Raw genomic sequence first — 10,426 nt, forward strand, 5'->3', positions numbered from 1 at the left:
TCACAGCGCTGCGATTTTGGCCAGCAGCTCCTGGCCGTTGACCGGTTTGACCAGATAATCCTGGGCGCCCTGGCGCAAGCCCCAGATCTTGTCTGTTTCCTGTCCCTTGGTGGTGCAGACGATGACCGGGATGTTCCGCGTGGCTTCGTCGCGAGTCAAGGTGCGGGTCGCCTGGTAGCCGTTGAGGCCGGGCATGACGACGTCCATCAGGATCAGGTCCGGTAGCTCGCGCTTGGCCGTGGCGATGCCTTCTTCACCGCTTTCCGCGGTAAGCACCTCATAACCGCTGCTGGTAAGCAAGGCCTTCATGACGTGACGTTCGGTCGGCGAATCGTCAACGACGAGGATTTTCTTGATGGTCATCGGGGCTGGCTTCCTCAGGCTGGCGGTGGCGCAAAGGTGGCGACCGTCTGCAGGAGACTGTCTTTGGTAAAAGGCTTGGTCAGGTACTGGTCCGAGCCGACCATGCGGCCGCGGGCGCGGTCAAACAGGCCATCCTTTGACGACAGCATGATTACCGGCGTGGATCGGAAACGCTGGTTCTTCTTGATCAGCGCGCAAGTCTGATAGCCGTCGAGTCGCGGCATGACGATGTCGCAGAAAATGACGGCTGGCTGGTGATCGGAGATTTTTGCCAAAGCGTCAAAACCATCTTCGGCCAGCAGAACCTGGCAGCCGGCCTGAACGAGGAAAATCTCCGCGCTGCGCCGGATGGTATTGCTGTCATCGATAACCATGACCTTGACGCCGCGCAAGTTTGCAGCTTCAGCCAAATGTCTCCTCCAGGGTGTGTCAGGTTATTGTTCTGCGAATGTCCCTGATCCAGCAGGATTTCCTGCTGACACTACTATACCGCATTGTCTTCAGATTTCGACCATTTCGAAGTCTTCCTTGCGCGCGCCGCATTCGGGGCAGGTCCAGTTGATCGGGATGTCATGCCAGGGTGTGCCCGGGGCTATTCCCTCGTCCGGCAGGCCAGCGGCTTCGTCATAAATGAAGCCACAGGTAAGGCACATCCAGGTGCGGTATTGGCGCTCGTTCGCTGCGTTCATGGTTGCCGTCTGTTTTCGGTTAGAATCGGTTAAAAGCCGCTAGATTCTAGCCAAACCCATCTCTTGCTGCCAAGACTTTCTTTGCTTGACGGAAACCTTCCCGGACAGCGGCCTGTTGCTGATGAACCAATACCTCGCCCGATTGCCGCCGCCGATGGTGCTGACCTTCGCCGCCTGCGATCCGTCTGGAGGCGCCGGTCTGCAAGCCGACCTGATGACCATCGCCGCACTCGGCTGTCATCCGCTGTCGGTGACCACGGCGTTGACCGTACAGGATACCGTGGGCGTCGCCAGCGTCCTGGCGATCGATGCTGACTGGGTCGAGGATCAGGCGCGGACTCTGCTGGAGGACATGCCGGTTGCGGCGTTCAAGATTGGTCTGCTGGGCAGCGTCGAGAACCTCGCGGTAATCGCCGAGATCCTCGCCGATTATCCCGGTGTGCCGCTGGTGCTCGACCCGGTGCTGGCCTCCGGACGCGGCGACGAACTGGCCGATCAGGAGATGATTTCCGGCCTGCGCGAGATACTGCTGCCGCTGACCACCGTGCTGACACCGAATACTCTCGAAGCGCGCCGACTGGCCACTGTTGACGACGCTGATGACGATGACCATCCGACCTTGGCCGATTGCGCGCAACGCCTGCTGTCGTTCGGCTGCGCCTACGTGTTGCTGACCGGAACGCACGACAGCTCGCCGCGGGTGGTCAACCGCCTGTACGGCGGAGCCGGCGGCGGCCTGGTTCGTAGCGATGCCTGGGACCGCCTGCCCGCCACCTACCATGGTTCGGGCTGCACCCTGGCGTCGGCGCTGGCTGCGCAACTGGCCATCGGCTTGCCGGTGAGCGATGCGACCCGCGCTGCCCAGGAGTACACCTGGCTGGCACTGGCTGCCGGGTTCCGTGCGGGAATGGGGCAACATCTGCCCGATCGTTTCTTCCAGATGCGCCGCGCGCGTGGTGGCCGTCTCGATGGCTGAAGCCGCCGTCCGCAGCCTGCGTGGCCTGTACGCGATCACGCCGGACTGTCTGGCGCCCAACATCTTGCTGGAGCGGGTGCGGGCTGCCTTGATGGGCGGTACGGTACTCGTTCAGTTTCGCGACAAAGGTCGGGACGCTGCCCGCCGAGCCGAAACCGCCCGCGCCTTGCGCAGCCTTTGCAGGCAGTTCAGTGCCCGCTTGCTGATCAACGACGATCTCGCTCTGGCACTGGCGGTCGATGCCGACGGGGTGCACCTCGGCGCTGCCGACGGCGAACTCGCGGCGGCACGACGGGCGCTGCCCGCGGGCGCGCTACTCGGTGCGTCGTGCTACGACGACTTCGAGCGTGCCCGTGGCGCTGCTGTCGCCGGTGCCGACTACGTGGCATTCGGGGCGATGCATCCGTCGTCGACCAAACCGCTGGCCGTGCGTGCGCCGTTGTCGCTATTCGCCCGCTGCCGCGCTGAACTGCAATTGCCGGCCTGCGCCATCGGCGGTATCACGGTCGAGAACGCGGCGCCCTTGCTGATTGCCGGCGCCGACCTGCTGGCCGTGGTCAGCGACCTGTTCGCGGCTCCCGATGTGGCCTCGCGAGCCGCCGCCTATCAACAACTATTCGAGGAAAGTGCTCGTGATCTCCCGCAATCAGCAACTTTTTGAGCGCGCCCAGGTACACATTCCGGGTGGCGTCAACTCGCCGGTACGGGCGTTTCGGTCGGTCGGCGGCACGCCGCGCTTCTTCGTCGAGGGTACGGGTGCTCGCGTCACCGACGCCGACGGCACGACCTACATCGATTACGTCGGCTCGTGGGGGCCGCTGATTCTCGGCCACGCCCATCCCGCGGTGATTGCCGCCGTTCGCGACGCAGCGGTCAGAGGGCTTTCATTCGGCGCGCCGACCGAGAGCGAGGTGGAACTCGCCGACCTGCTCTGCGAGCTGTTGCCCTCGCTGGAGATGGTGCGCCTGGTCAGTTCAGGGACCGAGGCGACGATGAGTGCCATCCGCCTGGCGCGCGGCCATACCGGTCGCGACCTGCTGATCAAGTTCGAGGGCTGTTACCACGGTCATTCCGACAGTCTGCTGGTCAAGGCCGGCTCGGGAATGCTCACCCTCGGCAATCCCAGTTCGGCTGGCGTGCCCGCCGACATCGCCAAACACACCATGGTTCTCGACTATAACGATATCCCCGGACTCGAGGCGGCGTTTGCCGAGCACGGCGCGAAGATCGCCGCCGTGATCGTCGAACCGGTGGCCGGCAACATGAACCTGATCGCCCCCAAGGCCGCTTTCCTGCAGGCCCTGCGCGAACAATGCGATCGGCACGGCACGGTGCTGATTTTCGATGAGGTGATGAGCGGTTTTCGCGTCGATGCCCAGGGCGCACAAGGGATCTATGGGATTGGGCCGGATCTCACGACGCTCGGCAAGGTAATCGGCGGCGGCATGCCGGTTGGCGCCTTTGGCGGCCGCCGCGAAATCATGGCCAGGATCTCGCCGCTGGGGCCGGTGTACCAGGCCGGGACCTTGTCCGGCAATCCGGTGGCCGTCGCCGCCGGCCTGGCGACGCTTCGGCTGGTGCGCGCGGCGGGCTTCTACGAGCGCCTGGCGCAGCGTACCCGGCAGCTGACCGATGGGCTGCTGGCGGCGGCGCGCAAACATGGGGTACCGTTTTCGGCGCAAGCGATGGGCGGCATGTTCGGGCTGTATTTCCGTTCCGAGTGCCCGGAGAACTACGCCGAGGCGATGGCTTGCGACCAGCAGGCATTCAAGCGCTTCTTCCACGGCATGCTCGACGCCGGCCATTATTTCGCCCCGTCAGCCTTTGAAGCGGGCTTCGTTTCGGCTGCTCATGGCGAGGACGATGTGGCAGCGACTGTGGCCGCCGCCGATGGCGTCTTCAAGGCCTGGTGAGCGGCCTCGGCGGGGCAGCCGGGCGGTCGTCAGGCAGTCCGGCGGTGCGCTGCCCGGTTGCTCTGAATTCTGCGTTTCTCGAAATATTTCACGCCGAAGTACATGAAGCTGCCGACCAGGACCATGCCGACGACGAAAGCCGAGTAGGCGAGCTGCCAGGGAATGCCCTCGGTCATCATCGAGAACTCGGACATGCCGCCCATGCCGGCCAGGACGTTGATCGGCATGAAAATCACGCTGAGCACCGTCAGGCGCTTGATGTCCTTGTTCTGGTTGATGTTGATCGCGCTGTCGGTTGCGTCCATCAGGAAGTTGATCTTGTTGAAGAGGAACGCGGTATGGCCGTCCAGGGATTCGATGTCGCGCAGAATCTCGCGTCCTTCAGCCAGCTGCGAGTCCGAAAGGAAGCGGCCACGCAGCAGGAATGACAGCGCCCGGCGTGTGTCCAGCACGTTGCGCCGGGTGCGGCCGTTGAGGTCCTCCGCTTCTGAAATCGCGCTCAGGATCTCGGTCGCTTCCTGGTCGGTGATGTGCGAGCGCAACACCTGCCGGCCGACACGCTCCAGTTCGGCGTAGACATCCTCCAGTGCGTTGGCCGAGTACTCGACGTCGGCTGCATAGAGGTCGAGCAGGACGTCCTTGCCATCGGTCACGTAACCGGGCCGGGTGCGCGCCCGCGCCCGCTGCAAGCGAAACACCGGCAGCTCCTCGGTACGGATGGTAAACAAGACATCGTTCTGAAGGATCAGGGCGACCGGGACGTTACGCGACTCCTCCTTGGTGTCGAGCAGGAAGTCGGAGTGCAGGTGCGTGTGTCCCTCGTCGTCAACATAGAATCGCGCGCTTGCTTCGAGGTCGGTCAGGCTGCCGGGATCAGGCAAGTCGACGTCGAAGCGCTTGCCGATCCAGGTGCGGATCTTCTTCGTCGGCGCGATCAGGTCCACCCAGATCGGCTTAACGTTCTGCAGATCATCCGGGCCGCTGACCGCGATCTGGCTCAGACGGCCGTCACGCAGTTCAAAAGCGGTGATCGTCGTCTTCTCGTTGCGATAGTGGCTGTCGTCGATCAGTTCCTCGAGCACGTCGTCCGAGAGTATCGCCAGGATCGGGTCGGCGCCTTCCTTGACTTCATCCCAGACCACCAGGCGCTCATTGGGGTCCAGCGACTCGAGGATGTAGGCGACTTCCATGGGCGGCATCAGCTTGAACTTCTGGCGAAGTTCCCTGCGATACTGCTGCCGAATCTCGATGCTGGCTTCATCGAGGTCCGCGGAGTCCTGTTCGCGGACCAGCGGTTCGACGAGTTCTTCGACGCGCTTCTGCAGCGAGAGCAGCGAACGCACCTCCGAAAGGTGAACGTCGGCGAGGCCCTGTTGCAGTGCTTCTGGTGCAAGCCGCTTGTTTTCTTCGCTCAAGGTGTCGCCTCCCGAATGGTAGTTAGCACACAAATAAGGGGCGCGAGTTTAACACTGTGGCACCGACGATGGGTGTTTATCGGGTGTCGTTTGTTACCCGTGAAACAGCTTGAAATCCTTTTCTGATCAATGCTGTGGCAGAGAATTCGAAATGCAGGTCCGGTCGACTTTTGTCCTTGTTGCAGCGCCGCATTGGGCCTAGAATCGCGCCTTCGCTGCTGCGTTGCGGCAGTCGGGAGGGCGGCGGCGAGGGGCGGATCCGCTGTCGGGTCGGGAACGATGAGCACGATGCGATGGCAACGCTGCTCAAGGGGGGGTGATGAGTGCAGAGAATGCGCCACACGGCGACAAGTCGGGCCTGGCGGCGACCGCGCTGGCGGCCATGGGAGTGGTCTTCGGTGACATCGGCACCAGTCCGCTGTACACCATGAAGGAAGTCTTCGGCGGTCATCATCCGCTGCCGATCGATGCCGACAGTGTTCTGGGCATTCTGTCGCTGGTGTTCTGGGCGCTGACCATTACCGTTTCGCTGAAATACGTGCTGTTCATCACCCGCGCCGACAACAAGGGCGAGGGCGGCATCATGGCGCTGACCGCACTGGCCTTGCGCACCGCGAATGCTTCGCCGCGCGTGCTCTGGATGATGTCGGCGCTGGGTATCTTCGGCGCCGCTCTCTTCTATGGTGACGCGGTGATCACGCCGGCGATGTCGGTCCTGGCGGCGATCGAGGGGCTGAAAGTCGTCACCCCGCTGTTCGATCCCTATGTCCTGCCGATCACGATCACCATCCTGGTGGCGCTTTTCGTTTTTCAGCGGCACGGCACGGCGGCGGTCGGTGCGCTCTTCGGCCCGGTGATGCTGTTCTGGTTCGCCACCCTCGGGGCGCTCGGCCTGTGGCATGTGATCCAGCATCCTGCTGTGCTGCTGGCGATCAATCCCTGGTATGCGCTGAGCTTCATCTTCGAACATCAGGGACTGGCCTTTCTGGCGCTGGGTTCGGTGGTGCTGGCGATCACCGGTGGCGAAGCGCTGTACGCGGACATGGGTCATTTTGGCCGCCGGTCGATCAAGTGGGCCTGGTTTGCTTGCGTGTTTCCGCTGCTGTACCTCAACTACCTTGGGCAGGGAGCACTGCTTCTGGCCGACCCGACAGCGGTCGAGAACCCCTTCTTTCTGATGGTGCCGAGTGACGTGTTCCGGATACCGCTGGTGGTGTTGTCCACGGTTGCCACCGTGATCGCCTCGCAGGCGGTGATTTCCGGTGCGTTTTCGCTGACCAGCCAGGCCATGCAGCTGGGCTATTGCCCGAGGATCCGGGTCAACTTCACCTCCGAGCGCGAAAAAGGCCAGATCTACGTCCCGAACATCAACTGGCTGCTGCTCGGAGCGGTGATCATCGTCGTGCTCGGTTTTCGCTCGTCGTCGAATCTCGCTTCCGCCTACGGCATTGCGGTCACCCTGACGATGATGATCGATACCATCCTTGCCTTCGTCGTGGTGCACGCGATGTGGAAGTGGAGTTGGCCGCGCGCCGCGCTGTTCCTGGTGTTCTTCGTGGCGGTGGACTTTGCCTTCTTTTCGGCCAACGTGATCAAGGTCCTCGACGGCGGCTGGTTCCCGCTGACCCTGGGCTTGTCGGTCTATCTCCTGCTGTCGACCTGGAAGCTCGGTCGCCGGCTGCTCTACGAAAAGCTGAAGCAGGATACGGTCCCGCTCGAAGCGTTCATTGCCAGTCTGACCACCGGCGGACCGCACCGCGTCGGTGGCACCGGGGTCTTCCTCACGGCCACCCCCGACGGGGTACCGCGGGCGCTGTTGCACAACCTGTATCACAACAAGGTCCTGCACGAGCGGGTGGTACTGATGCATGTCGACGTCGAAGACGTGCCGCGCATCGCCGAAAGCGAGCGCGTACGGGTCGAAACGCTGACCGCAGGCTTCAATCGCGTGTTTGTCCGTTACGGCTTCAAGGACGAACCCGACCTGCCGCGAGCCATGGAACAATGCGCCGGGCACGGACTGGTCTTCGAGATGATGGAAACCTCGTTCTTCCTTGGTCGCGAGACGGTCGTCACGATGCCGATTTCCCGGCGCTCGCGGATGGCCCAGTGGCGGCAGGTGCTGTTTACCTGGATGTTCCGCAACGCCGATCCGGCGACCGCTTTCTTCAAGATTCCGCCCAACCGGGTGATCGAGCTCGGCGCGCAGGTCGAGCTGTCGTAGCGCTTGCGTCTCAGGTCGCGATTGGGTAGCTTCCGGGAGGCGAGCCCGAAGCTGTGAAGGCGCCAGGCAAGCGCGCCGAATGGCCGTCGCCGAGATCATTGGCGGCAGCTCGATCAGTCAACACCAGTCATGGCCAGTCCCGGCCTTCTTGATCCGAGGAAGAAATGAGCTACCGACGCCGCCTTGCCACCCCGCTGACCCTGGGTTGTCTCGCCACTCTGGCCATGGCCGTGCTGGCCGATCAGCTGCCTTCGGCACCCGCCGAACTGGGCACCATTCGCCGCAACGAACGCGGGCAGCTGGAGGTGGTCCCGACGCCGGCAGACGCCCCGGCTGGCGCAGCCGGAACGGCCGACGATCCGGCCGCAGCCAAGCGCGCGATGCAGACCAGGAGCCTGGAGAAGAAGACACCGGCGGCTGCGGCCAGCGGCAAGACCATCGTCGTCGGTCCGCAGGAGCAGATCCGGAGCATCCAGGAGGCGGCGCGTATCGCCCGCGACGGCGACACCGTCGAGATCCGGCCCGGCGAGTACAGGCAGCAAGCGGTGGTGTGGACGCAAGCCCGGCTGACGATCAGGGGCAGCGGCCAGCGTCCGCTTCTGATCGCCGACGGCGACAGCGCCGAGGGCAAGGCGCTGTGGGTGGTGCGCCATGCAGACATGCTGATCGAGAATATCGAGTTCCGCGGAGTGCGCGTGCCGGACGGCAATGGGGCCGGGATCCGCTTCGAGAATGGTCACTTGCGCGTCGTCCGCTGCGCCTTCTTCAACAACGAGACGGGCATCCTGGCCGGCAACGCCGCGGACGCGGTGCTCGAGGTCGAGGACAGCGAATTCGGCGAAGCGCCGACGCACGCCGGTGCGCTGCACCACCTGCTTTACGCCGGCACGATCGCCAGGCTGAGCATCAAGGGCAGCCGCTTTCAGCAGGGTTTTCGCGGTCACCTGATCAAGTCGCGTGCGCGGGAAAGCATGATCCTCTACAACATGCTCGTCGACGGGGTCGACGGCCGGGCTTCGTACGAACTCGAGTTCCCGAACGGCGGCGTCGCCTGGGTGATCGGCAACGTCATCGGCCAGAGTGACAAGACCGATAATCAGGATCTCGTGTCCTATGGCGCCGAAGGCCAGCGCTGGCCCGACAATGCGCTCTACCTGGCGCACAACACGCTGATCAACAATTGGTCCGGCGGTCGCTTCTTGCGGGTCTGGGCCGACAAGATGCCGCCGGGAACCGAAGTCTGGGCACTCAACAACCTGCTGGTCGGACAAGGTGTTTTCGTCCCGCAAGCGCCGGGCCGTTACGACGGCAACCGCTTGGTCGACCGGTCGGCGCTGATCGATGTTGACCACCTGGGCTTCAGCTTGCCGAACAACTCCCCGCTGCGCGGCACGGCCAAATCACCCGGTTCCGTGCGCGAGCAGAGCCTGACCCCTGGCGCCGAATTCAAGCTGCCCGTCGGCATCCGCCCGCTGCCGGTCGGCAAGCCGCTGTCACCCGGTGCGCTGCAGTAGAGGCGCTGGCAAGGTTGGCGTCGGGCGCCCTCGATCCGCTGGATCGGGTGTCGCGCGCGGTGAGGGGCGTACGCCAACGCGACGCCGGAACGATCGCGCCGGGCTACCCGCGTCGGCGCGGGTGCCGGTTGGTCCTGCGCGGTTGGCCGGCGCTGAGCAGCAGCGTTCCCTGGCGGCGGACGCGCCCGAGCGCTTCCAGCGTGGCGACGATCTGCGATAGGCACTTCTTCCACGCTCGCTTACCGATCAAGCGCTTGGCGAGGTCGGATTCCGCCAGTGGCGCGGGCGCTGCCGCCAGCGCGCTGGCGACGGCGGCGATCTGCTAGGGCAGCGCGTCACGCTTACCGGGACACCAGCGCAGCGCCCCCGCTTGCCGGGTGGTCGATCGCCAGCGCCGACTGGCTTGGCGTTGTCGCGGGTGTCGTCGCGCACCGGGTCGGGCGCGGGCACCTTGAGCAGCTGGCAGAGGTCGCTGACGAAGAACTGATAGTTCGCCAGTTCCGAACCGTCGGCGGATTGCCAGCGTGCGACGAAGGCGGCAGCTGCTTGCGCGGCGTCGGCACCCTGGCTGGGTGCGGTGATGGGGCAGATGGGGCAGATGGCATACGGTGGCGGCGCGCGGCACGGAGCCGGCACGAGCCGGGGCGGCCCGGCAGCCACCAGGCGAAGAGCCAGCGATCGTCAGCGACTTGTAAAACGGCAAGGCCCTGCTACGCTTGCCAAGCGTGCGCGCACCGCTGCCGCTTGCCGCCCGAACACAGCCAAGGATACGAACCGAACGCCATGCTCGACACGCCAGACGAACACCAGGAAATCCGCGATGCCGTTCGCGACCTCTGCCGCCGGTTTCCGGACGAGTACTTCCGCAAGCTCGACGAGCAGCGCGCGTATCCCGAGGCTTTTGCCGATGCGCTGATCGACGGCGGCTGGCTGTCGGCGATGATCCCCGAGGAGTACGGCGGCTCGGGCCTGGGTCTGACGGCGGCGAGCGTGATCATGGAAGAGATCAATCGCAGCGGCGGCAACGCCGCCGCGGTGCATGGCCAGATGTATAACATGGGAACGCTGCTGCGCAGCGGCAGTTCGGCGCAGAAGGCAAGATACCTGCCGGAGATCGCTGCCGGCAGGCTGCGCGTCCAGTCGATGGCAGTGACCGAGCCGGGCGCCGGCTCCGATACCAATGCTCTCAACGTAACGCGCCATTGACATAAATTCAGATTTCCTGATCCCGGCCGGGAATGTAGGTAGAATTCCGGAATTGCGAGTAGCACTTTATTTCGAAGGCCATAATTTTCGTATGGCATAGACCAAGCGTCGCTAGGAGTGCAAGGA

At 64.0% G+C, this 10,426-nt stretch carries 9 protein-coding genes and 1 pseudogene; 6 read left to right on the plus strand and 4 right to left on the minus strand.

The features are described from left to right. The 3 genes from Q1L50_RS10275 to Q1L50_RS10285 all read right to left on the minus strand — a co-directional run bounded on the left by Q1L50_RS10275 (position 1) and on the right by Q1L50_RS10285 (position 1,052). Positions 1 to 363, minus strand: coding sequence for a response regulator (locus Q1L50_RS10275; RefSeq protein WP_300338164.1), 363 nt, complete (start codon positions 361 to 363; stop codon positions 1 to 3). Between the two features lie 14 nt (positions 364 to 377). After that, positions 378 to 773 carry a response regulator gene (locus Q1L50_RS10280; protein ID WP_300338166.1) on the minus strand — a complete coding sequence of 132 codons (396 nt, stop codon included), beginning with the start codon at positions 771 to 773 and terminating at the stop codon, positions 378 to 380. 90 nt (positions 774 to 863) lie between these two features. Then, a complete protein-coding gene (locus tag Q1L50_RS10285; protein WP_300338168.1) occupies positions 864 to 1,052 on the minus strand; it encodes a rubredoxin in 189 nt (62 codons plus the stop codon). A gap of 121 nt (positions 1,053 to 1,173) precedes the next feature. Between Q1L50_RS10285 and Q1L50_RS10290 the strand changes: the two genes are divergently transcribed. From Q1L50_RS10290 to hemL, 3 genes are read left to right on the plus strand one after another with little or no spacing between them, the layout of a single operon-like run. Beyond that, positions 1,174 to 2,028, plus strand: a complete 855-nt coding sequence (locus Q1L50_RS10290) for a hydroxymethylpyrimidine/phosphomethylpyrimidine kinase (RefSeq protein ID WP_300338183.1) — start codon at positions 1,174 to 1,176, stop codon at positions 2,026 to 2,028. After that, positions 2,021 to 2,689 (plus strand): thiamine phosphate synthase, encoded by a 669-nt coding sequence (gene thiE, locus Q1L50_RS10295; RefSeq protein WP_300338171.1) that lies wholly within the window; start codon positions 2,021 to 2,023, stop codon positions 2,687 to 2,689. The genes Q1L50_RS10290 and thiE overlap by 8 nt, the downstream gene beginning before the upstream one ends. Further along, complete coding sequence (gene hemL / locus Q1L50_RS10300) at positions 2,661 to 3,941, plus strand: glutamate-1-semialdehyde 2,1-aminomutase (RefSeq protein WP_300338172.1); 1,281 nt, start codon at positions 2,661 to 2,663, stop codon at positions 3,939 to 3,941. The genes thiE and hemL overlap by 29 nt, the downstream gene beginning before the upstream one ends. A 29-nt stretch (positions 3,942 to 3,970) precedes the next feature. On the opposite strand, the gene Q1L50_RS10305 is transcribed toward hemL, so the two are convergent. Continuing rightward, a complete protein-coding gene (locus Q1L50_RS10305) occupies positions 3,971 to 5,356 on the minus strand; it encodes a CorA family divalent cation transporter (protein ID WP_300338175.1) in 1,386 nt (461 codons plus the stop codon). Positions 5,357 to 5,675: 319 nt separating this feature from the next. Here Q1L50_RS10305 and Q1L50_RS10310 point away from each other — a divergent pair, with 319 nt between their 5' ends. The 3 genes and pseudogenes from Q1L50_RS10310 to Q1L50_RS10320 form a co-directional block, all read left to right on the plus strand. Beyond that, entirely contained in the window at positions 5,676 to 7,580 is a 1,905-nt protein-coding gene (locus Q1L50_RS10310) for a potassium transporter Kup (protein WP_300338178.1), read from the plus strand. A 164-nt stretch (positions 7,581 to 7,744) separates the two neighbouring features. Further along, the gene (locus Q1L50_RS10315) at positions 7,745 to 9,094 is read left to right on the plus strand and encodes a hypothetical protein (RefSeq protein WP_300338180.1); all 1,350 of its coding nucleotides are present in this window, start codon (positions 7,745 to 7,747) and stop codon (positions 9,092 to 9,094) included. 783 nt (positions 9,095 to 9,877) lie between these two features. Further along, positions 9,878 to 10,273, plus strand: a pseudogene (locus tag Q1L50_RS10320) (acyl-CoA dehydrogenase family protein); the annotation flags it as partial. Between the last annotated feature and the right edge of the window lie 153 nt (positions 10,274 to 10,426).

The organism is Accumulibacter sp. (assembly GCF_029255145.1).
In the GTDB taxonomy this organism is placed as follows: Bacteria; Pseudomonadota; Gammaproteobacteria; order Burkholderiales; family Rhodocyclaceae; genus Accumulibacter.

What these genes read in the sequence shown, in the direction of transcription:
- Q1L50_RS10275 (WP_300338164.1), bottom strand. Translation starts at nt 363, where the DNA reads ATGACCATCAAGAAAATCCTCGTCGTTGACGATTCGCCGACCGAACGT.
- Q1L50_RS10285 (WP_300338168.1), bottom strand. Translation starts at nt 1,052, where the DNA reads ATGAACGCAGCGAACGAGCGCCAATACCGCACCTGGATGTGCCTTACC.
- Q1L50_RS10290 (WP_300338183.1), top strand. Translation starts at nt 1,174, where the DNA reads ATGAACCAATACCTCGCCCGATTGCCGCCGCCGATGGTGCTGACCTTC.
- thiE (WP_300338171.1), top strand. Translation starts at nt 2,021, where the DNA reads ATGGCTGAAGCCGCCGTCCGCAGCCTGCGTGGCCTGTACGCGATCACG.
- Q1L50_RS10310 (WP_300338178.1), top strand. Translation starts at nt 5,676, where the DNA reads ATGAGTGCAGAGAATGCGCCACACGGCGACAAGTCGGGCCTGGCGGCG.
- Q1L50_RS10315 (WP_300338180.1), top strand. Translation starts at nt 7,745, where the DNA reads ATGAGCTACCGACGCCGCCTTGCCACCCCGCTGACCCTGGGTTGTCTC.